Raw genomic sequence first — 20,108 nt, forward strand, 5'->3', positions numbered from 1 at the left:
GCGCCGAAGAAGCTAAGGCAGGGGCAATGGGAGAACGCAGCCCTTTCGTATTGCTTGACGACGCGCGCGACAGTGGTGCCGCCAGTGCGCGGCACTATTCCCATCCGCGCGCTGTGTTCGTCGCCTATCGCCCAGCAGAGGTGGCATCGGTGCTGGAGGCGGCCGAAACCGCACGGATCAGCAAGGGCGGCATCCTCGCGGGTTACATCGCCTTCGAAGCCGGGCTCGCGCTCGAACCCCGGCTCGCGCCGCTGGCCGACGCGCGCAGCGGCGCGGCCGGACCACTGGTGTGGCTGGGCCTGTTCGATGCGGAAGAAACAATTTCCGCCAACCGGGTACCAGACTGGCTGGACGCCAATTCCGACGGGAATGCATCGCTTGGTCCTCTCGACCCACAGCTGTCCACTGGCGGTTATATCGAAGCGTTCACCGAAATGCAGGATGCGATTCGGGCTGGCGATATCTATCAGGCCAATCTGACTTTTCCTGTCGCAGGCAGCTATCGCGGCGACCCGCTCGCGCTTTACGCGGCGCTGCGTCGCGATGCGAAGGCAGGTTATGGCGGCGCGGTCTTCGACGGACAGCGCTGGCTGCTCAGCCTCTCACCCGAACTGTTCGTGTCGCTGAAAGGACAAAAGGCGCGCGTCAAGCCGATGAAAGGCACCCGCCCGCGCGGGCACAATCTGGAAGAAGACCACGATCTGGCAGAAGAACTGGCCCATTCGGAAAAGGATAAGGCCGAAAATCTGATGATCGTCGATCTGATGCGGAACGATCTCAGCCGGGTCGCCGTGCCCGGAAGTGTACGGGTCGAATCACCTTTCACGATCGAAAGCTATCCCACGGTGCATCAGATGGTTTCCACGGTAGAGGCCAGACTTGCCCCCGGCATGGGCACGATGGATCTTGTCCGCGCGATGTTCCCGTGCGGATCGGTAACCGGCGCGCCAAAAATCCGGGCGATAGAAATGATTGCCTCCGTGGAGCGCGACGCCCGCGGGCCATATTGCGGCGCCATCGGCCGGATCGGACCCGATGGAGACGCGGCGTTCAACGTGGCCATCCGCACCCTGCGCCTGTCCGAGATTGAAAACGGTCAGGGGACTGCAGTTCTGGGTCTCGGCTCCGCAATCGTTGCAGACAGCGAAGCCCTGTCTGAATGGCGTGAAGGCATTTTGAAGGGCGATTTTGCCCGCCGCAGCGCCAGCGCATTCGATCTGATCGAAACGATGCGGTTCGATCCTGAGGCGGGAATAGAATTGCTGGAACTGCATCTGGAACGAATCAAGGCAAGCGCAGAGGAATTCGGCTTTTCATTTGATCGGCACGCAGCACGTAATCAAATTCAGGCACTGTGTTTCGATCTCGATGCAGCATCGAAAGTGCGGCTGTTGGTGGCCCGCAGTGGCGCGATGGGTCTGGAAGCATCGCCTCTGCCCGAAGCGCCAGAACGACCGCTGACCTGCGCGATTCTGCCGCTGCCGGTCAATTCAGGTGACTGGCGCTTGCGGCACAAGACAACTGACCGCGCGTTCTATGATGCCGCGCGTGAAGTGGCACGCGATGCCGGTGCAGACGAAGCCCTGTTGTTGCGAGACGATGGCTTGCTCACAGAAGGCAGCTTCACATCGCTGTTCATCGAACGACGCGGTATGTTGCTGACACCGCCCGCATCGCTTGGACTGCTGCCGGGTGTACAGCGTCGCCATCTCATCGAACAAGGGCGCGCGCGGGAGGAAAATCTGACGATCGACGATCTGGCCGATGGGTTTTTTATTGGCAACGCCGTGCGCGGTCTGATGCCTGCAAGGCTGATGGAATGATTCCGATTTTGTATGAGGATGGCGAAGCGCTGGCGATCGATAAGCCCGCACGCCTGCCGCTCGAACGTCCGCGCGCAGGCGGTGCATCGCTGGAAGATCGGATCGGTGAATTGCGTCTTGGGTTCCTACGCGATCCGGTGCCGGTCCACAGGCTCGATACCGACACTTCGGGATGCCTGCTGCTGGCACGCAACCCCAAAGCCCTCAAACGTTTCAATAAGGCGTTTGCCGAGCGGCTGGTGGAAAAACGCTACCTCGGCATCGTGGAAGGAACTTTGAAGCAAAGCGAAGGGACTATCGCCCTCTCGCTTTCCAAGATCAGTTCGGCGGAGGCCGGATGGCGGATGATCCCGGCTAAGAAGGGCAAACCCGCAGTCACCCATTGGCGACAGATTGCGTCAGCTGGAGGATTCACGCTCGTAGAATTTCGGCCTGAAACCGGGCGCACTCACCAGATTCGCGTACACGCGGCATCAGGGCTTGGTGCACCGCTGGCAGGCGATCCCGTCTATGGCAATCGCGCGACCGCGCCACGCACAATGCTCCATGCAGCAGGCCTCGTTGTTCCGCGCGAAGGCAAAACGCCAATCGTTGCCGTATCACCACTGCCGCCCGATTTCGCGCAGCTCGGCTTCGCGCATGAGTGACGCGGACGAAACGGTCGCACGCGCACTTTCGCTGGTAGAAGAGAGCTTCATCGCTGCATCCGGGCCGGGTGGGCAAAACGTCAACAAAGTAGCGACCGCCGTGCAACTGCGGCTCAACGTGTTCGCCCTGCGACTGCAGCCACAGGTCTTCACCCGCCTCAAATCGTTGACGGGCAGCAGGATGACGAGCGGGGGCGAAATCGTGCTGACCGCCCGCCGATTTCGCACACAGGAAGCGAATCGTGCCGACGCCCGCGAAAGACTGACGGAACTGATTCGCAAGGCGCACGAAAGCCCGCGCAAACGCGCCAAGACCCGGCTCAATCGAATCAACAAGGAAGCCCGTATAAAAGCAAAGAAATCCCGCGGCACGGTGAAGGCCAACCGCGGCAAAATCGATTGGTAGCCACAGCGCAGACCCGCCCCCTCGACACTTGACTTTATCCACCGTTTGCAGCATTGGCCGCGCCGGACGGGCGGCGCACGTGTGCCGCCCTTGGTATTTGTGAGGTCCGGCAGGACTTCCATCAAGAACGCATCAGGACGCAAAAAATGGCGAAGCCCGCAACCGTCAAGATCCGGCTGGTTTCCACCGCCGATACCGGTTTCTTCTATGTTACTAAGAAGAACCCGCGCAACACGACCGAGAAAATGTCGTTCCGCAAGTACGACCCGGTTGCGCGCAAGCACGTCGAATTCAAGGAAGCCAAGATCAAGTAAGCTGAATGGCCGGAACCGGTTGGGTTCACTGGCGGTTCAAGGCTCCGACACCATAATCCGGAGCATGATGATCTTGACCAAATTCCGTAAAGCCCCAGTGCGCGCCGCCCTTGTCGGCGCGCTTTCGCTTGCCTTGCCTGCAAGCGCTGCTTTTACGCTGGCAGCAACGCCAGCAGTGGCTGCCAGCCCGGACAAGCTCGATACCGCCGTATCGGCACTCCGTGCGATCTCGACGATGACTGCCGATTTCGTGCAGACCGATGCCAAGGGGCAGTCGCTTTCCGGCAAGATGACACTGAAGCGTCCCGGCAAAATTCGCTTCGAATATGCGAAGAGCGCCGACATGCTCATAGTGTCGAATGGCAGCTCGCTCTATCTGATCGATTATGCGGTGAATCAGGTTCAACGCTGGCCGATCAAAAGCTCGCCGCTCGGTGCGTTACTCGATCCCAACCGTGACGTAAAAAAGTACGGCAAGTTGATGCCGACCAGCACGAACGACGTGATCGGCGTCGAAGTGCGCGATCCGAAGCATCCGGAATACGGTGTCATCACGCTTGTGTTCAGCCGCAATGCATCGGCCCCGGGCGGATATGAACTGGTGAGCTGGGTCGCCCTCGATTCGCAGAACAATCGCACGACTGTGCGGCTGAAGAACCAGCGCTACGGCGCAGCCATTTCCGACAGCACATTCAAGTTCAAAGATCCGCGCCGATCGGGCCGTCGCCCTTAATCAACGCATTCAGGTCGGGTCGTTCGCATCCTGCGACAAAGCGCGACAATACGTTCATGGACCCGAAAGGCGCCCGTTCCTACATATTAGGCAGCAGGATGGCTTGAGAGGGCGGTTTCCCCCCTGTTGCCCCCTCTACCCTTAACGGGTCACCTGCAACAGCGTGACGAACGCTCAAAAGGAACCCTCGTGCCAATGCCCCCGGCACGAGGGTTTTCCTTTGCCTGCCACTTATTTTCATACCAAAGCCAGACTAAGCACGAGCAACCGCGTTTCACCGCTATTGCAATCCATTATCATTATCCTTAGGGCGCCTCGCATTCACAGGAGGTACCATGCATTTCGGTCGGCTTTTTATCGCATCAGTGTCCACTCTCGCCTTTGCCGCACCGGCTCTCGCGCAAGAGGCGGCGGAAGCAGACAGCGATGCCCCGGTAGAGGCAGCCGCGTCGTCCGATATCGTGGTAACCGCCACACGAACCCAGCTCCCTGCCAGCGCGCTGCCGCTCACTATCGATGTGCTCGATTCGGAAACATTCAACCGCCAGCTGACCATTTCCGGATCGACCGTTGATGCAGTGTCGGCGCTCCTCCCCTCGTTTTCTCCCACACGGGAAAAATTGAGCGGCGCCGGGGAAAGCCTGCGTGGCCGGGCACCACTCTTCGCGATTGATGGAATCCCGCAATCGACCCCGGTGCGCGATGGATCGCGCGACGGCTATACCATCGATCCGTTCTTCATCGACCGGGTGGAAGTGATCTATGGATCGAACGCCTTGCAAGGCATCGGCGGCACCGGCGGTGTCGTCAATCAGGTCATCGTGGCCGCGCCAAAGGAAGATGGCGTATCGGTTCGCACTCTGGTTCAGGGTACCGCAGCCGACAGTTTCGCCGGGGAAACACTGGGCGGCAAAGTTGCCGCACTGGGAGGCTGGCGCAATGGTGCGCTCGATGCTTCGATAGGCGGAGCATTCGAACGGCGCGGCGCATTTGTGGACGGAGCGGGCAACCGGGTCGGCGTGGATGGCACTCAGGGAGAAATTCAGGACAGCGATAGCTGGTCGGTGTTTGGCCGTGTCGGCTACGATCTGACGCCCGACACCCGCATCGAACTGGTCGCCAATCATTTCGAATTGAAAGGTAACGGCCATTATGTGGTGGTTCCGGGCGACCGTCTCGCTGCCCGCCCCGCGTCGAGCGAGTTGGGGCAAAGCCCCGGCGACACTCCGGCGAACAAGGCCGACATGGTTTCCCTGTCGCTAAAGGACAAGAATCTGGCAGGCGGCACGTTCACGCTACAGGGATTCTACAACCGCACACAGGACATATTCGGCGGCGGAATCTACGCATCGTTTCAAGACCCGACGATTGACCCCACCGGCCAGCTGTTCGACCAGTCGGCGAACAAATCGCGCAAGGTTGGCGGCAAAGTCACCTACGAACGTGGCGTTCCGGGGTTTGACGACCTGGTCCTCACTGTCGGATTCGATGTGTTGTTCGACAAAACTACCCAGACGTTGATTCAGACTGGACGCGCATGGGTGCCTGAAACGGAATTCCGCAGCCTTGCCCCGTTCGCGCAAGCCAACCTCAAGCTGCTGGATGGTGCGCTTCGCCTCGCTGGCGGTGTTCGTCACGAAGATGTGAAGCTGACCGTAGGCGACTATGAAACGCTGGCCGCCAACGGCGCGACAGATGACAACGATATCTCGACATACACGCCGATCTTCGTCGCAGGCGGCTCTCCCTCGTTCAGCCGGACACTCTTTAACGGAGGCGTGATTGTGGAGCCGATGCAGGGCCTGCGGGCATATGGCAGCTACGCAGAAGGGTTCACTATCGCCGATGTCGGCCGCATCCTGCGCGGGGTTTCAGAACAAGGCGTGGACATCGACAATTATCTGTCGCTCGAACCAGTCATTTCCAACAACAAGGAACTGGGCGTTGAACTGGAACGCGGCCCGGTCAAGGCTAACGCCAGCTATTTCTGGTCGTCGAGCAAGCTCGGCTCTCGCCTTGTGCTCAACAGCGACGGCATCTTCGAAGTGGTCCGTGCGCCAGTCGATATCGAAGGGCTTGAACTCAACCTCAAGACCCAAACTCCCGTTCCCGGACTGGACGTGTCTTTCGGCTATAGCCATCTGATCGGCAAGACAGACGGCAACGGAGACGGAATTCTGGAGGCGGATCTCGACGGCGCAAATATCTCGCCGGATCGGCTCAACCTCGCGGCCGATTTCACCCGTGGTCGTTTCAGCGCACGGGCGCAGGGGCGGTTTTATCTGTCGCGCACGTTCGCCGGGCAACCGGCGGACAGCGCCTTCGAAGGATACACACTGCTCGACGCCTACATCGGGTATCGCACCGGGTTCGGTCTGGTCTCACTGGGCATTCAGAACGCGCTCGACGAATATTACCTGACGTATGACAGCGATACTGTCCGCACGTTCGACAATTCACGGTACTTCACCGGGCGCGGGCGCACGTTCACGTTATCGCTGCAAAGCGAGTTTTAATGAACCTGCTGGCCACGCTGCACCGCTGGGCCGGGGCAACGATCGGCGCAATTCTGATCGTCCTCGGCCTGTCGGGTATCGCGCTGGTCTGGGAGGACGAGTGGATCGGCGTGCCCGGGGCGGGCGATCTTGTCGACGCAAGCCCACCCGCGCTTGCTCACGCTGTGGACGCCGCGATGACGCATCACGACGGTCTTTCACGAGTTACATTTGCTAGCGACGGAACGGGGCTGCATCAGACGGCCTATGCCGACGGCAGCGGCGCATATCTGAACGGGCAAGGCGCTATCGTCGAACAATGGTCGGGTAAGTGGCAGCGGCCCGAATTATGGATTTTCGACCTGCACCATTATCTGTTCGCAGGCGATATCGGCAAGACGATCACAGGCATCGCCGGACTGGCGGGGGTGTTCTTCGTTATATCGGGCGCGATCCTGTGGTGGCGCACCCGGCGGACGTTCGTTTTCCGTCTCTGGCCGAAGCGAATGACGCGCAGCGCCATCATCCGGCAGCATCGTGATCTTGGCATAATTGTCGCCCCATTTCTGTTCGTAGTGCTGCTTAGTGGCAGCGCGATGGTGTTCAAACCACTCGGCGCAGCCCTCGTCACTCCCTTTCCCGCGCCAATAGAGCACCCTGCATTGCCTGCCACCCAGGTCGATCCGAACGACTGGGAGGCAATATTCCGTCTGGCGAAAACGACTTTCCCCGGCGCCGAGATCCGCCGCCTCCAGTTTGGTGCGGAGACGACAACACTGCGCCTGCGGCAGCCGTTCGAATGGACACCCAACGGACGGTCCTATCTGCGGATAGACAACGCAGGGCTTGTTACCGTCGACGCGCCGACCGGCGCCATCGACAGGCAGAATGCGACTGAGAAGTTCTATCCGATCCACGCAGGCAAAGTTGGCGGCATCTGGTGGAAAATCGTGCTGACCCTGACCGGGATGAGCCTGGTGTTGCTCGGCGCGCTGGCATTTTTCGGTTTTTGGTTCAGGCGGAAATAATCCCGCTGGCCGCATCTGGCGGTAAAAGGATACAAGGTAACGTCTTGCCCGCGCGGCCCGCGCTCCCTATCGAAACGCCATGCTGTCTGTTGCCACTTGGAATATCAATTCAGTCCGCCTGCGTATCGAGCAGGTTCAACGTATGCTGCGCGAACAGGCACCCGACGTGCTGTCCTTGCAGGAAATCAAATGTCAGGAAGGCCAGTTCCCGGCGCAGGCGTTCGCGGACATGGGCTATGTCCATCAGGCGGTGCACGGCCAGAAGGGATATCATGGCGTAGCTACGGTCAGCCGCGTGCCCTTGCGCGAAATTACCCGGTTCGACTGGCAGGATAATGGCGAAGCACGCCACGTCGGTGTCGAACTGACCGAAGGCGAAGGCAAAGGCCTCGTCATCGAAAACGTCTATATCCCGGCAGGCGGCGATATTCCCGATCGCGAACTGAACCCGAAATTCGGGCAGAAGCTCGATTTTCTGGAACGGATGACGCGCTGGTCCGAGACACTGGACCGGCCCACACTGCTGGTCGGGGATTTCAACATCGCCCCGCTCGAATGCGATGTTTACGATCACAAGGCTTTGCTGAAAGTGGTCAGCCATACTCCGCTGGAAGTGGAAACGCTGAACAGGTTGCGGGACGCGCATGGGTGGGCCGATCTGGGGCGTCATTTCATCCCGGCGCCGGAACGCAATTATTCGTGGTGGTCGTATCGCAGTTACTGGCGGCAGAAGGATCACGGGCGGCGGCTCGATCATATGTGGGCCAGCCCCGACCTTGTCCCTCAGGCGTCGGCGCATCGCTTCGTCGAAGAAACGCGCCGCTGGGAACAGCCAAGCGACCACATCCCGCTGATTACGGAGTTTTCGCTCTGACCGGGCCAAGCCCGCAACGCCGCGCGGCGCAGGCAGTCGATGCCTTGCGCCACGGCTGGCCTATCGCGCTGGATGGCGGACCGGTCCTGCTGCCCGCCGAAACCGCAATAGTGAATGGCGCGACATCGCAACTTGCGCTGATTTCCTCCGCCCGTGCAGCGACCCTCAAACTCGCCAATCAGCGTGAAGCGGCAGAGCCCCATGCCCCCGTTCTGGTCCGCGCCGCCGAACCCTTCGATCTTGCCGCGGCGCGCGCGCTGGCCGACCCGGCCCTCGATCTGGCCACTCCGCTGAAAGGGCCGTTTCGGGCGGAAATGCTCGAATGGGAGGAGGCGGCACAAGCGGCGCTGGCGCTGGCGCGGATTGCCGGAATTCTACCTGCTTTCATGGTCGATCCGCAAAATGCCGGCGAAGCGCAACCATTTGCACCCGGCGACCTGTCGGCCCTGTCCGATCCGATCCACCTGACTATCGCCAGTCGGGCGCATTTGCCTGTCGATGCCAGCGATCAGGCCGAAATAGTCGCCTTCCGCAGTATCGACGATACGCGGGAGCATGTTGCGCTGATCATCGGGGAACAGCGCAGCGATCGCGCGCCTATCGTCCGACTTCACTCCGAATGCCTGACGGGCGATGTGCTTGGCAGTCTGAAATGCGATTGTGGGCCACAACTCGACGCCGCGCTCCACGCCATCGCCCACGAGGCGCAAGCGGGCGGCTGGGGCGTGTTGCTCTATCTGCGGCAGGAGGGGCGCGGGATCGGGCTGGTCAACAAACTGCGCGCCTATCGCCTGCAGGACGATGGTTTCGACACCATCGATGCCAATCAACGGCTGGGTCTGCCCGATGAAGCGCGCGATTTCCCGACCGCTGCGCGTATGCTGGATCTGCTGGGCGTCTCTGAAATCCGGCTGATGACCAACAATCCGGCAAAAGTCTCAGCGCTGGAACAAGCGGGCGTGAAGGTGATCGAACGACTGGCGCACCAGTTGCCCGACAACCCGCACAACGCGCGTTATCTGGCGACCAAGCGTGATCGGGCAGGGCACCTGCTGACGTAACGTCCAATGGCGCCGAAAAGACTTCGCGACAGCTTTATCGTTTCTCGAACGGCTTGATTCCGTCACCCAATGTATTGGGCCCAAGCTTCAGCGCCGCGCCTGTCCAGTCAGCGACGAAGGCACTGCTGCGGCGTAACGAAGGCGCAAAGCGGGCATCGTTGCCTGCTATTGTCAGACCGGTCGACGGATTGGACCGATTTTCCGCCCCGACCGCGATAAATGCAGAATAGTTTTCCTTATCCCGCCCCTGCACGAACCAATTGTTGGTGATCTGGCCAGTCGCCCCATTGGGCAGGTCGATCATGTAATTGGTGGCGCGTCCCGCAGAATCGTCGAAATCGCTCGATGCGATCTCCACCACTTTCGCGCGTGATTTCAGATAATGGCCGCCGGTTCCGCGCTCAAAGCGCGTGCGCGTTACCCGCAGATGGCCGTATTCACCCACGTAAAGTGAATGGGCGCACCCTGACTGATCCTCACAATTGCCGAGGCCGGAAAAGGTGGTCTTGTCGATCACGATCATCCCGTTCGGATCATTACCGGTAAGGATTCCCTGCTGGCTATCGAGAAACCAGCTCTGCGCCACAGTCAGATTGCCGTTCTCGAGACGAATGCCCGCACCGTTAAAGTCAGGCACCGCCATGTCACGGAACACCAGACCAGCTACGCGCGCCGACTGTCCGCCCAGCACCAGTGCTGCTTTCCCCTGACATGTCTTGCCAGAAAATACCGCTTTGCCCGGATCGCTGGCGAGATAGGTGATATTGCCGCCGCTCTGCACCGCGCATTCGCGGTAAGTGCCCGGCGCAATCGCGATGGTGCCAGTTCCGCCACCGATGGCATCCACTGCTGCCTGCAATGTGGGATAGCCACGCTTCGTTTCAGTCACCGTGAATGGCGCTTTGCCATCCTGTGCCAACAGGGTCGCTGTGGGAATAGCGGCCACCGCGACCGCGGCCACCGCAGCGATGAGCAGGGGCGATGGGCGCGCTGGTGCGGCGGGCTTCGAGGCATGGCTTTCCATAGCGCCTGCGATAGTGGAAAAGGGTTAACGCCGGGCTAAGCCTTGGCCCGGCACTGCATTCAGTCTTCCGAACCCCAGCGCCAGCGCCACTGGCCGCGTGTGCGCTTTTTCGCGATGATAATCAGCACCGCAGTGGCGATCACAAAACCCGTCCACCGCAGGAACGGATCGAGATCCGGCACGTTCGCCAGCCCGATCAGGAGCGCAGCGAAGGCGATCAGCAAGACCCAACCCTGCCACGCAATCGGCATCCCGGCACCATACCCAAACCGTTTGGGAGCGAACCAGTATCCTTCTTCGAAAAACTTATGCAGCATGGATCAATCTCCTTTTGGTGGGCGACCGCGACGGACAGGCTTCGAGTGAGCGATGGAAATCCCGCGCGCCTCCAACGCTTCGCGCAGCAACATTTCGATTTCCGCATTTGCACTCCGCAGTTCGGCTGCGGCCAGGCGCTCGATCGCAGCGTGAACCGCCGGATCGAGACGCAGGGCAAAGGCTTTTTTCTTCGAAGCGGACATGGAATGAGAAGTCCTGTCAGAGCCTCTATTGGTAGAGCGTTCCGGCGTTGACGACCGGCTGCGCCTCACGTTCACCGCACAATACGACCATCAGGTTCGATACCATCGTCGCACGGCGTTCGTCGTCCAGTTCGACGATCTCGTCTTCGCTCAACTTAGCAAGCGCCATTTCCACCATACTGACGGCGCCCATCACCAGCTTCGCTCGCGCAGCAATCACCGCTTCGGCCTGCTGGCGGCGCAGCATGGCTCCGGCGATTTCAGGGGCATAAGCAAGGTGCGTCAGCCCGGCTTCGTCCACGACGATCCCGGCAACATTCAGTCGTTCGTTCAGTTCGACCTGCAATTCGCGGTTTACCACATCGGGGCTGCCGCGCAGCGTGGTTTCTTCCTGCTCCAGATCGTCATACGGATGGCGGGCACCCACGGTCCGCAGACCTGCTTCGATCTGGATGTTCACGAATTCCTTGAAATCGTCGACGTCGAATGCTGCCTGTGCAGTATCCGCTACGCGCCACACCACGTTGCAGGCAATATCGATCGGGTTACCTTTCAAATCGTTGATCTTCACCCGATCCGAATGGACGTTGTGCGCGCGGGCAGAGATCTTTTTCCGCATCATCCATGGCCAGATCCAGCGCAGCCCTTCCGTCCGATCGGTGCCAGAATAGGCGCCGAACAGCGTGATGACAGCCGCCTGATTGGGCTGAATCATGTAAAATCCCGATGCCACCACCAGCGTAGCAACGATGCCCAGCAGCACACTCCCCACGAACAGCAACTTGGCCGCGCGATCAGCACCGACAGGCGGAAATCCGCCACTCACAAGCCACACCGACACTACAGCAGTCGCCAGCAGGACCAGCAACATGATGTAGCCATTGTAGGTCTTGGCCGACCGTTCGCGGCTGGTGTTCATTCCCTTGAGTTCAACAGACACGATAGTGATTCCTTCGATATAATTATGATATCATATTTATATCGAATCGCATTCATGTCAATCGATATGACGGATCACCGACAGGAATTCGTCGCCATAAGCTTCCAGCTTTTTCGCTCCGACCCCGCTGATTGCGCCCATTTCGGCGCGCGACCGCGGGCGCGTGGCAGCCATTTCGCGCAACACAGCATCATGGAATACCACATAAGGTGGAACGCCCGCTTGCTGCGCGAGTTCGCGGCGGCGTTCACGCAATGCATCGAACAGCGAATCGCCGATCGGATTGGCTTCTCCGCCTCTGCTTCTGCGGCGACTACCCTGCTCGCGACGCGGCGGGATGGCAATCTCGACACTCGCCTCGCCTTTCAGGATTGCCTTGGCATCGCCGGCCAGTTGCAGCCCGCCATGCTCGGTCGCGGTCAGGCTGCCACGCGCCTGCAATGCGCGACTGAGAGGCTGCAGCAGGCGCGCCTCTTCATCGGTCACGATGCCGAACACGCTCAGCCGATCGTGGCCGCGCTCGGCCACCCGAATATCATTCGATCCAGTGAGCACTTTCTGAACGTGGCCGAATCCATATGTCTGTCCGGTACGATAAACAGCCGACAGCAATTTGCGCGCCAGTTCGGTCGCATCGGTCACACTGGGAGGCGACAGGCAATTGTCGCAATTGCCGCATCGTTCCGCCGGATGTTCCCCGAAATGGCGCAGCAGCACCGCACGGCGGCATCCCGGCGTTTCGACCAGACCGGCGAGTGCATCGAGCCGCTGCCGTTCCGATTGGCGGCGGGATTCGTCCACTTCGGTCAATCGCTGCCGCGCGGTCGCGAAATCGCTCGCCCCCCATAACATGACTGACTGAGCAGGGTCGCCGTCGCGCCCCGCACGCCCGGTTTCCTGATAATAGGCCTCTATCGACTTGGGGATACCCGCATGGGCGACGAAGCGCACATCGGGTTTGTCGATCCCCATGCCGAACGCAATCGTCGCGACGATCACCATATCTTCGCTGGCAACAAAGGTCGCCTGATTGGCAGCGCGCTGTTCTGGCGGCAGACCGGCATGATATGGCAGCACCGATCGTCCGGTCGCTGCGGCGAGCTGTTCGGCCAGCTTTTCCACCCGCGCACGGGTCGGTGCATAGACTATGCCCGGCCCCGGCTGTTCAGCCATCAACGCAGCCACTTGCCGTGCGGGATTATCGCGATGGCGGATGGCATAGCGGATATTGGGCCGGTCGAACCCGGCCACGATCAGCCCGCTTTCGGGGATGCCGAGCTGGGCCAGAATGTCGCTACGCGTATGCGCGTCCGCTGTCGCGGTCAGCGCCAGGCGGGGCACATCGGGGAATGCATCCATCAACGGACGCAGTTGCCGGTAATCGGGCCGGAAATCGTGGCCCCATTCGGATACGCAATGCGCTTCGTCGATGGCGAACAGCGCGATCCGTGTGCTGGCCAGCAAATCCCGAAATTGCGGTTGGCTGGCCCGTTCCGGGGCGACATAGAGCAGGTCGAGATCGCCCCGGCGAAATGCGTCCATCGTCTCGCGCCAGTCGGAATCGGCGCTGGTCAGCGTGGCAGCGGCAATGCCATTGGCACGCGCGGAACGAAGCTGATCGTGCATCAGTGCGATCAGCGGGCTTACCACCACGCAGGTGCCATGCATCATAGTTGCCGGCAACTGATAGGTGAGCGATTTTCCCGCCCCTGTCGGCATAACCGCCAACGTCGACTCCCCTGCCAGAACACGAGCGACAACCTGATCCTGCACTCCGCGAAAGCTGTCGAAACCGAACACCTCCCTCAAAGCAGCGCGAGCAGGACCAAGATCGGCAGGCGGGGCAAGCAAAGTATCCATTGACCCGGCCAATGCCACAGCGCGCTGCGCGGGGGAACGGGGGGAGGCGGTTGTGTGGACAGCTTCGCGTTGCCCTTGGCCGACCTGGTGGCTAAACCCGCGTGCAACCCATTCCAATTGGAGAGACCACACAATGAAGAAATTTGCCTATGTAGCTATCCCGCTCGTGCTGACTCTGGCCGCTTGCGGGAAGTCCGACGATGCATCGACCGAAGCGGAAGCCGACACCGTTGAAATGCCTGCGGACGACGCGATGGCAACAGTCACCGAAACGCCGGAAGCCGACGACGCCGCCAACGCAGCCGCCCCGGCCATCGACGCTGCATCGGAAGCCGCCGCACAGAAAGTACAGCAAACCGCGCAGCAGGCAGGCGAGAGCGCAGCTGAAGTCGCCGCCCGCGCTCAGGCGGCCGCTGCTGCTGCTGCCGCAGCGACAGGCGAGCAGGACGCAAAGGATTAAACACCTTCGCTTAATCCGATGAACAGGCGGGCGGATCGGGCGGATCGCATGGCGCGATTCGCCCGCTTTTCCTTTTCGCCGTATGCGGTATGGCATGGACTATGCGTTTCATCCGGCCACTTGTCGCCCGCCCCGCCACCGCATTCGCCGCTGTTGCAACGGTACTGCTGCTTTCTGCCTGCAATGGTCAGGGTGAAGATCCCGGCCCCACCAGTATGACCGAGAGTGAGAGCAAGGCGCTCGACGATGCCGCTCAGATGATTGAGGAGCGGCGCCTGCCGCCCGACGCTATCCCAAGCTCGGACACATCAGCGACCAACGATGTCGCCAGCCCGAACCCCACCGATAATTGATCACGCGGGGCGCAAGCCCCCAAGGGAGATAAGTCAACATGAGCCAACGCCGCGCCGCCATCGTCAGCCCGCTTCGCACACCGGTGGGCAAATTCCTCGGCGCGCTCTCGTCGCTCGATGCCGGCCAGCTCGGTGCAATTATTCTCAAAGCGTTGATTGACCGATCTGGAATCGATCCGGCGCGGGTCGACGATGTCGTGTTCAGCCAGGGATATGGAAGTGGCGAAGCCCCCGCGATTGGCCACTGGGCGTGGCTGGCGGCAGGGCTGCCTTTAGAAGTACCGGGCTATCAACTCGACCGACGCTGCGGGTCGGGACTGCAGGCGGTCGTCAATGCTGCAATGATGGTGGAATCGGGCCATGCCGACGTGGTCGTCGCTGGTGGCTGCGAGAGCATGTCCAACGTCGAACACTATGCAACCGGGCTGCGTACCGGGAAGAAAGCCGGACATATCGAATTGATGGACCGCCTGACCCGTGGCCGAGTGATGAGCCAGCCGGTCGAACGGTTCGGCGTCATCAGCGGAATGATCGAAACGGCGGAAAATCTCGCCAGCGATTATGGCATTACGCGCGCCGCGGCCGATGCCTATGCTGTCCGCAGCCATCGCAATGCGACTGCCGCATGGGAAGCGGGCCGGTTTGACGCTCACCTCGTCCCCGTCGAAGTGCCGCAGCGGCGCGGAGATCCGGTTGTCTTCGCAAAAGACGAAGGTTTCCGTCCAGATGCCAGCATGGAAACCCTCGGCGCACTGCGCCCGCTCGAAGGGGGTGTTGTCACCGCCGGCAATGCCAGCCAGCAAAACGATGCCGCTGCCGCCTGTCTTGTCGTGGCCGAAGACAAACTGGACGAACTGGGGCTGGAGCCTGCGCTGTGGTTCACCGGATATGCCGCCGCCGGATGCGACCCAAGCCGCATGGGTATTGGCCCCGTCCCGGCGGTCGAGCGTCTGTTCGCCCGCACCGGCATGGGCTGGAACGATATCGGTATGGTCGAACTGAACGAGGCCTTCGCGCCGCAGGTTCTGGCTGTACTGAAAGGGTGGGGCTGGTCGGAAAACGACAGCCGGATGGACATGCTGAACGTCAACGGGTCGGGTATCTCGCTCGGCCACCCCATTGGCGCGACCGGAGGCCGTATTCTGGCCGATATGGCCGCTGAAATGGCACGTCGCGAAGTGCGTTATGGGCTTGAAACCATGTGTATCGGCGGCGGGCAGGGTATTGCCGCGATTTTCGAACGGGCGGCGTAACGATGAACGATTGGACCGCATGGGTCGGGCGCGAAGAACGCCGCAACGACACACTCGATACCGCGCTGGCCGCGCGCTGGCTGGCGACATTCGACCTGCCCACCCCTACCGACGGGGCGATGCCGCAGGGCATTCACCTGTGCCTGTGCACACCCGATGCGCCGACTGCGACACTGGGGGAAGACGGCCACCCTGTGCGGAACGAGAGCGAGGCCAGCTTCCTGCCTCCGATCCCGTTGCCCCGCCGAATGTGGGCATCGAGCAAGATGGAATTCCACACCCCGATTGCCATCGGCGCAACTATCGAGCGCACCAGCAGGGTCGCTTCCGTCACACCCAAATCAGGCCGCAGTGGCGAAATGGTGTTCGTCGATGTCGTCCACGATACTGCCGCCGATGGCGCGCTGGCCGTGCAGGAGACGCAGACGCTGGTCTATCGCGAGGCGTCACCAGCCGATGCCCCACTCCAGCCGCCCGAACCCGGTGAAGGGATGTTCGATCCCGCAGAGTGGGACGCGCATCGCATTCTCACACCTGATTCCCGGCTGCTGTTCCGCTACTCCGCTCTGACCTTCAACACCCACCGCATCCATTACGATGCGCCTTATGCTCACGACATAGAGCGTTATCGCGGGCTGGTCGTCCACGGCCCGCTCAGCGCCAGCCTGCTGTTGCAACTGGCTGCACGCGAATTGGGCGACAACCGCCTGACCGGCTTCTCCTTCCGTGGAGTAAGCCCGGCCATCGCAGGAGAGGCATTGCATCTGGCAATGCACGAGAGCGATACGGGGATTGCATTGGGTGCGTTTGCCGATGACGGGCGCGAAGTAGTCCGCGCAAAAGCGATGGTGGGATAAGGCCCGCAATCAGCGACCCCCCGCTATTCGACCGGATAGTCCTTTATCGGTTTGAGCACGCCATATTCCTCCGCATGTGGAGGATGGTCCAGAGGTGGAAACGAAAGTTCCTCCGGCTGCACAGCGGTATCTGGCATTCGGTCGAGCAGGTCACGCACCAGTGTCAGGCGTCCCAGCTTCTGATCGTTGAATTCCACCAGAGTCCACGGCGCATGTTCGGTATGCGTCGCTTTCAGCATCTCCTCCCGCGCATGGCTATAATCGTCGTATTTGCCCCGCGCGGCGAGGTCGATCGGTGACAGTTTCCAGCGTTTGAGCGGATCGTCGAGCCGCTCTCTCAGCCGCTCTTCCTGTTGCGCCTGATCGGTGGTGAGCCAGTATTTGAACAGCAGGATGCCATCGTCCACCAGCATTCGTTCGAATACCGGAGCCTGTTTGAGAAAAGCGTCCACTTGCAGCTGCGTGGCAAAACCCATGACCTGTTCCACTCCGGCCCGGTTGTACCAGCTCCGATCGAACAGGACGATCTCCCCCGCGCTGGGCAGATGGCGGACGTAGCGCTGGAAATACCATTGCGTCTTCTCCGTTTCGGTCGGCGCAGCCAGCGCCACGGTGCGACATTGGCGCGGATTGAGGGGGCCGCCCACGGCCCGGATCGCCCCGCCTTTGCCCGCGGTATCGCGCCCTTCGAACAACACACAGATGCGCGCGCCCGTCGCTTTTGCCCAGCGCGCCATCGCGACCAGTTCCAGTTCGAGCGGCTCGTATAGCTCTTCGTATTGTTTTTTCTTCATTTCCCTATGCGCCGGGCCTTCACGGACAGTTTGTCAGCACCGTATGTAGGTGCTACAAGTTTCAATTGTAATCATGGCTACTCTCGCAGACCAAGATCAGGACTTTTCCGTCCTGCCCGATTTGCCCGCGGATGTCTTCACCGCTCCGCTTCGCAAGCCCGCGCATGTTGGTGACGATTGGATTGAACCGGCGCAAACCCAATACGGCACAGCAGAAGATGCTATCTGGAACGATCTTTACGAACGGCAGATGGACGTACTGCCCGGTCGTGCGGCCAGCGCGTTTATGGCAGGCCTTCAGAAACTGCCGCTGGGCCAGCGCGGTGTACCCGATTTCAACGAACTGTCGGAAGAACTAGGCTACCTGACCGGGTGGAGCGTGGTGCCGGTGCCGATGCTGATCCCCGACCACGTGTTTTTCTGGCATCTGGCCAACAGGCGTTTTCCTGCGGGCAATTTCATCCGTACACGCGAAACGTTCGATTACATTCAGGAACCGGACGTGTTCCACGATGTGTTCGGCCATGTGCCGATGCTGGCCGATCCGGTCTATGCCGATTACATGCAGGAATATGGCCGCGCCGGGTGGAAGGCCATGCGTTACAACCGCCTGAAAGCACTGGGCGCGCTTTACTGGTATACAGTCGAATTCGGCCTGATACTGGAAGGGCCCGACGATGTGCGTGCCTATGGCGCCGGTATCCTGTCCGGCCCGACCGAAGCGGTATTTTCAACCGAAGCCAAAAGCCCGAACCGCATCATGCTAAACGTCGATCGCGTCATGCGAACCGATTATGTCATCAGCGATCTTCAGCCGACCTATTTCGTGATCGAAAGCTTCGAAGACCTCTATCACCAGACGGTGGAGCGAGATTTCGACCGCCTCTATCGCAACCTGCCGCCCGCGTTCACTTACGCCAACGCAGCAGTTATCGATGTCGACGACGTGCTCCACCGCGGCACGCAGGAATATCTGCTACGCGGCGGGCGCGGCAGCGGCGCGAAACCGGTCTGAGCGAAGCCTCAGCAGCAAGAGATAACGTGCGGGCATAGAAAAACCGGCCCGGAATCGCTTCCGGGCCGGTTTCTGTCGCTTGTCTGCGATTAGTTGCCGTTGGCGTGGTCGGCTGCTTCGCCAGCTTTTTCCATCGCATCGGCCTTGTCTTCGGCCTTCTTGGTCATTGCATCTTCCTGTGCATCGGTGATCTGGCCAGCGTCTTCCATCGCTTCGGCTTTGTCGTTCACCGCTTCGGCATGCTGTTCACCGGCATCTTCCATCGCATTTTCCTTCGGACCGTCGCATGCAGCAACGCCGAGGCCGAGCGCGAGAGCCGACGAAATCATGATAAACTTCTTCATTTCAGTATCCCCTTCTTGGATTAGGCTGTCGATAAAACCGGTTGCGTGACCAGCTAACGATCGGTCACGGATTAATGATGCTGACGGGCGAGCGCCTGCCGCAGAATGTTGAAACTAGCCAACAATCCGATCGTTCCGACAAATGAGAAAAGCAGTGACGAGGCGGTCAGACCGACGAACAGCGAACCGTCGTTCGTCAGCCAGCCGATGGTCAACGCGCCCAACGAACCTACCGTCAGGTTGGCGAGGACACATTGCCGATTATCGGCGCAGATAAGAATAGAGGCCAGCCAGCCAAGGACGCCCCCGACAGCCAGCAGCACGATCAAACCCATTACACTTCAAATCCCTGTGACTGCTGCTCGGGTAACGAGCTGCCAGCCGACAAGGTTCCAAAATGTGCGGTGAACCGATCCCCGAACAGCAGGCCAGGCTCAGCCGAAGCTGAGCCAGGCGATAGCTGCCGCGCCAATTACGATGCGATACCAGGCGAACGGAGCGAAGCCGTGGCGGCTGACGTAAGCGACAAAGGCACGGATCACAGCCAGAGCCACGATGAAGGAAACGGCAAACCCGATGCCGATTTCGGTCCAGCCCACCGGGCCAGAGCCCGCGGCCAGCTCTTCACGGTGGTCGATAATCTGCAATACGGTCGCGCCCATCATTGTGGGAATGGCGAGGAAGAAGCTGAATTCTGCCGCAGTACGCCGCTCCACACCCATCGCCAGCGCGCCCATGATCGTCGCCCCGGAACGGCTGACACCGGGGATCATGGCAATGCACTGGACAAATCCGATGCCGAGTGCAGTCTTCATGGGAAGATCGCCAATACCCGTCGCTTCGCCTTGTTTAGCGACGCGTTCGATCACCAATATCGCAACGCCACCGATCAGCAGTGCCCAGCCAACCGGCACCGGACTTTCGAGCAAAGCATCGATCTGATTCTTGAACAGAACCCCCAGCACTGCCGCCGGGATAAATGCAATCAGCAGATTGCGAATGAAGCGCAAACTATGCGCCTCTCCCTTCAGTAAGCCCATGCCCACGGCCCAGAACGTGCGCCAATAAGCCACGACGACCGCCAGGATCGCACCAAGCTGGATTACGATATTAAAGACCTCCCAGGTCTTCGGATCGTAGCCGAACAGCTTGGAGGCCAGAATCAGGTGCCCGGTGGATGATACCGGCACGAATTCCGTCAGACCCTCGACGATGCCAAGGAGGATGGCTGTAAGTGTAAGACCCATGACTGCCGCCCATTGAAGCACGGGCGGAACAAGTCAAGTGACCTGTCCCGCCCGCGCAA

General features: G+C 60.5%; 23 protein-coding genes. 14 read left to right on the plus strand and 9 right to left on the minus strand.

The window, feature by feature from the left end:
- Window positions 1-26: 26 nt before the first annotated feature.
- From pabB to ribA, 9 genes are all read left to right on the plus strand, one after another.
- A complete protein-coding gene (gene pabB / locus CV013_RS07190; protein ID WP_102154610.1) occupies window positions 27-1,823 on the plus strand; it encodes an aminodeoxychorismate synthase component I in 1,797 nt (598 codons plus the stop codon).
- On the plus strand, window positions 1,820-2,470 hold the full coding sequence (locus CV013_RS07195; RefSeq protein WP_102154611.1) for an RluA family pseudouridine synthase: 651 nt from the start codon (window positions 1,820-1,822) through the stop codon (window positions 2,468-2,470). The genes pabB and CV013_RS07195 overlap by 4 nt, the downstream gene beginning before the upstream one ends.
- The gene (gene arfB, locus CV013_RS07200) at window positions 2,463-2,876 is read left to right on the plus strand and encodes an alternative ribosome rescue aminoacyl-tRNA hydrolase ArfB (protein ID WP_102154612.1); all 414 of its coding nucleotides are present in this window, start codon (window positions 2,463-2,465) and stop codon (window positions 2,874-2,876) included. The genes CV013_RS07195 and arfB overlap by 8 nt, the downstream gene beginning before the upstream one ends.
- Before the next feature lie 146 nt (window positions 2,877-3,022).
- Complete coding sequence (rpmG, locus tag CV013_RS07205; protein WP_013832249.1) at window positions 3,023-3,190, plus strand: 50S ribosomal protein L33; 168 nt, start codon at window positions 3,023-3,025, stop codon at window positions 3,188-3,190.
- A gap of 64 nt (window positions 3,191-3,254) precedes the next feature.
- On the plus strand, window positions 3,255-3,923 hold the full coding sequence (locus tag CV013_RS07210) for a LolA family protein (RefSeq protein ID WP_102154613.1): 669 nt from the start codon (window positions 3,255-3,257) through the stop codon (window positions 3,921-3,923).
- 335 nt (window positions 3,924-4,258) lie between these two features.
- The gene (locus CV013_RS07215) at window positions 4,259-6,439 is read left to right on the plus strand and encodes a TonB-dependent receptor (RefSeq protein ID WP_102154614.1); all 2,181 of its coding nucleotides are present in this window, start codon (window positions 4,259-4,261) and stop codon (window positions 6,437-6,439) included.
- Window positions 6,439-7,446, plus strand: coding sequence for a PepSY-associated TM helix domain-containing protein (locus CV013_RS07220; protein WP_102154615.1), 1,008 nt, complete (start codon window positions 6,439-6,441; stop codon window positions 7,444-7,446). The genes CV013_RS07215 and CV013_RS07220 overlap by 1 nt, the downstream gene beginning before the upstream one ends.
- A gap of 79 nt (window positions 7,447-7,525) precedes the next feature.
- Window positions 7,526-8,320, plus strand: a complete 795-nt coding sequence (locus CV013_RS15835; RefSeq protein WP_223805157.1) for an exodeoxyribonuclease III — start codon at window positions 7,526-7,528, stop codon at window positions 8,318-8,320.
- A gap of 44 nt (window positions 8,321-8,364) precedes the next feature.
- Window positions 8,365-9,381 (plus strand): GTP cyclohydrolase II, encoded by a 1,017-nt coding sequence (gene ribA / locus CV013_RS07225; RefSeq protein ID WP_223805158.1) that lies wholly within the window; start codon window positions 8,365-8,367, stop codon window positions 9,379-9,381.
- A 34-nt stretch (window positions 9,382-9,415) separates the two neighbouring features.
- Here ribA and CV013_RS07230 read toward each other — a convergent pair whose 3' ends face one another.
- From CV013_RS07230 to recQ, 5 genes are read right to left on the minus strand one after another with little or no spacing between them, the layout of a single operon-like run.
- On the minus strand, window positions 9,416-10,405 hold the full coding sequence (locus CV013_RS07230; RefSeq protein WP_102154617.1) for a hypothetical protein: 990 nt from the start codon (window positions 10,403-10,405) through the stop codon (window positions 9,416-9,418).
- A 59-nt stretch (window positions 10,406-10,464) separates the two neighbouring features.
- Window positions 10,465-10,722: a hypothetical protein gene (locus CV013_RS07235; RefSeq protein ID WP_102154618.1), complete on the minus strand. Its 258-nt coding sequence runs from the start codon at window positions 10,720-10,722 to the stop codon at window positions 10,465-10,467.
- 3 nt (window positions 10,723-10,725) lie between these two features.
- Complete coding sequence (locus tag CV013_RS07240; protein WP_102154619.1) at window positions 10,726-10,926, minus strand: toxin-antitoxin system HicB family antitoxin; 201 nt, start codon at window positions 10,924-10,926, stop codon at window positions 10,726-10,728.
- A gap of 25 nt (window positions 10,927-10,951) precedes the next feature.
- Entirely contained in the window at window positions 10,952-11,869 is a 918-nt protein-coding gene (locus CV013_RS07245; RefSeq protein WP_408057035.1) for an SPFH domain-containing protein, read from the minus strand.
- A 54-nt stretch (window positions 11,870-11,923) separates the two neighbouring features.
- Window positions 11,924-13,726, minus strand: coding sequence for a DNA helicase RecQ (recQ, locus tag CV013_RS07250; protein WP_102154621.1), 1,803 nt, complete (start codon window positions 13,724-13,726; stop codon window positions 11,924-11,926).
- 133 nt (window positions 13,727-13,859) lie between these two features.
- Between recQ and CV013_RS07255 the strand changes: the two genes are divergently transcribed.
- The 4 genes from CV013_RS07255 (at window position 13,860) to CV013_RS07270 (ending at window position 16,649) form a co-directional block, all read left to right on the plus strand.
- Window positions 13,860-14,186, plus strand: a complete 327-nt coding sequence (locus tag CV013_RS07255; RefSeq protein WP_102154622.1) for a hypothetical protein — start codon at window positions 13,860-13,862, stop codon at window positions 14,184-14,186.
- A gap of 101 nt (window positions 14,187-14,287) precedes the next feature.
- Window positions 14,288-14,539: a hypothetical protein gene (locus tag CV013_RS07260; protein ID WP_148070609.1), complete on the plus strand. Its 252-nt coding sequence runs from the start codon at window positions 14,288-14,290 to the stop codon at window positions 14,537-14,539.
- A 38-nt stretch (window positions 14,540-14,577) separates the two neighbouring features.
- On the plus strand, window positions 14,578-15,792 hold the full coding sequence (locus CV013_RS07265; protein WP_102154624.1) for an acetyl-CoA C-acetyltransferase: 1,215 nt from the start codon (window positions 14,578-14,580) through the stop codon (window positions 15,790-15,792).
- A gap of 2 nt (window positions 15,793-15,794) precedes the next feature.
- Window positions 15,795-16,649: an FAS1-like dehydratase domain-containing protein gene (locus CV013_RS07270; protein WP_102154625.1), complete on the plus strand. Its 855-nt coding sequence runs from the start codon at window positions 15,795-15,797 to the stop codon at window positions 16,647-16,649.
- Between the two features lie 23 nt (window positions 16,650-16,672).
- Here CV013_RS07270 and ppk2 read toward each other — a convergent pair whose 3' ends face one another.
- Entirely contained in the window at window positions 16,673-17,443 is a 771-nt protein-coding gene (ppk2, locus tag CV013_RS07275; RefSeq protein ID WP_102154626.1) for a polyphosphate kinase 2, read from the minus strand.
- 73 nt (window positions 17,444-17,516) lie between these two features.
- On the opposite strand from ppk2, the gene phhA reads away from it, so the two are divergent.
- Window positions 17,517-18,458 carry a phenylalanine 4-monooxygenase gene (phhA, locus tag CV013_RS07280; RefSeq protein WP_102154627.1) on the plus strand — a complete coding sequence of 314 codons (942 nt, stop codon included), beginning with the start codon at window positions 17,517-17,519 and terminating at the stop codon, window positions 18,456-18,458.
- Between the two features lie 89 nt (window positions 18,459-18,547).
- Here the strand turns inward: phhA and CV013_RS07285 are convergent, their stop codons facing one another.
- From CV013_RS07285 to CV013_RS07295, 3 genes are all read right to left on the minus strand, one after another.
- Entirely contained in the window at window positions 18,548-18,802 is a 255-nt protein-coding gene (locus CV013_RS07285) for a hypothetical protein (protein ID WP_102154628.1), read from the minus strand.
- Between the two features lie 71 nt (window positions 18,803-18,873).
- The gene (locus CV013_RS07290; RefSeq protein ID WP_102154629.1) at window positions 18,874-19,137 is read right to left on the minus strand and encodes a GlsB/YeaQ/YmgE family stress response membrane protein; all 264 of its coding nucleotides are present in this window, start codon (window positions 19,135-19,137) and stop codon (window positions 18,874-18,876) included.
- Window positions 19,138-19,236: 99 nt separating this feature from the next.
- Window positions 19,237-20,049: an undecaprenyl-diphosphate phosphatase gene (locus CV013_RS07295; protein WP_102154630.1), complete on the minus strand. Its 813-nt coding sequence runs from the start codon at window positions 20,047-20,049 to the stop codon at window positions 19,237-19,239.
- Between the last annotated feature and the right edge of the window lie 59 nt (window positions 20,050-20,108).

Source organism: Tsuneonella flava (assembly GCF_002870965.1).
GTDB lineage: Bacteria > Pseudomonadota > Alphaproteobacteria > Sphingomonadales > Sphingomonadaceae > Tsuneonella > Tsuneonella flava.

Bases quoted from the DNA above. Each gene is read 5' to 3' on its own strand.
- pabB (WP_102154610.1), top strand. From the start codon at position 27: ATGGGAGAACGCAGCCCTTTCGTATTGCTTGACGACGCGCGCGACAGT.
- CV013_RS07195 (WP_102154611.1), top strand. From the start codon at position 1,820: ATGATTCCGATTTTGTATGAGGATGGCGAAGCGCTGGCGATCGATAAG.
- arfB (WP_102154612.1), top strand. From the start codon at position 2,463: ATGAGTGACGCGGACGAAACGGTCGCACGCGCACTTTCGCTGGTAGAA.
- rpmG (WP_013832249.1), top strand. From the start codon at position 3,023: ATGGCGAAGCCCGCAACCGTCAAGATCCGGCTGGTTTCCACCGCCGAT.
- CV013_RS07210 (WP_102154613.1), top strand. From the start codon at position 3,255: ATGATGATCTTGACCAAATTCCGTAAAGCCCCAGTGCGCGCCGCCCTT.
- CV013_RS07215 (WP_102154614.1), top strand. From the start codon at position 4,259: ATGCATTTCGGTCGGCTTTTTATCGCATCAGTGTCCACTCTCGCCTTT.
- CV013_RS07220 (WP_102154615.1), top strand. From the start codon at position 6,439: ATGAACCTGCTGGCCACGCTGCACCGCTGGGCCGGGGCAACGATCGGC.
- CV013_RS15835 (WP_223805157.1), top strand. From the start codon at position 7,526: ATGCTGTCTGTTGCCACTTGGAATATCAATTCAGTCCGCCTGCGTATC.
- CV013_RS07230 (WP_102154617.1), bottom strand. From the start codon at position 10,405: ATGGAAAGCCATGCCTCGAAGCCCGCCGCACCAGCGCGCCCATCGCCC.
- CV013_RS07235 (WP_102154618.1), bottom strand. From the start codon at position 10,722: ATGCTGCATAAGTTTTTCGAAGAAGGATACTGGTTCGCTCCCAAACGG.
- CV013_RS07240 (WP_102154619.1), bottom strand. From the start codon at position 10,926: ATGTCCGCTTCGAAGAAAAAAGCCTTTGCCCTGCGTCTCGATCCGGCG.
- recQ (WP_102154621.1), bottom strand. From the start codon at position 13,726: ATGGATACTTTGCTTGCCCCGCCTGCCGATCTTGGTCCTGCTCGCGCT.
- CV013_RS07255 (WP_102154622.1), top strand. From the start codon at position 13,860: ATGAAGAAATTTGCCTATGTAGCTATCCCGCTCGTGCTGACTCTGGCC.
- CV013_RS07260 (WP_148070609.1), top strand. From the start codon at position 14,288: ATGCGTTTCATCCGGCCACTTGTCGCCCGCCCCGCCACCGCATTCGCC.
- CV013_RS07265 (WP_102154624.1), top strand. From the start codon at position 14,578: ATGAGCCAACGCCGCGCCGCCATCGTCAGCCCGCTTCGCACACCGGTG.
- CV013_RS07270 (WP_102154625.1), top strand. From the start codon at position 15,795: ATGAACGATTGGACCGCATGGGTCGGGCGCGAAGAACGCCGCAACGAC.
- ppk2 (WP_102154626.1), bottom strand. From the start codon at position 17,443: ATGAAGAAAAAACAATACGAAGAGCTATACGAGCCGCTCGAACTGGAA.
- phhA (WP_102154627.1), top strand. From the start codon at position 17,517: ATGGCTACTCTCGCAGACCAAGATCAGGACTTTTCCGTCCTGCCCGAT.
- CV013_RS07285 (WP_102154628.1), bottom strand. From the start codon at position 18,802: ATGAAGAAGTTTATCATGATTTCGTCGGCTCTCGCGCTCGGCCTCGGC.
- CV013_RS07290 (WP_102154629.1), bottom strand. From the start codon at position 19,137: ATGGGTTTGATCGTGCTGCTGGCTGTCGGGGGCGTCCTTGGCTGGCTG.
- CV013_RS07295 (WP_102154630.1), bottom strand. From the start codon at position 20,049: ATGGGTCTTACACTTACAGCCATCCTCCTTGGCATCGTCGAGGGTCTG.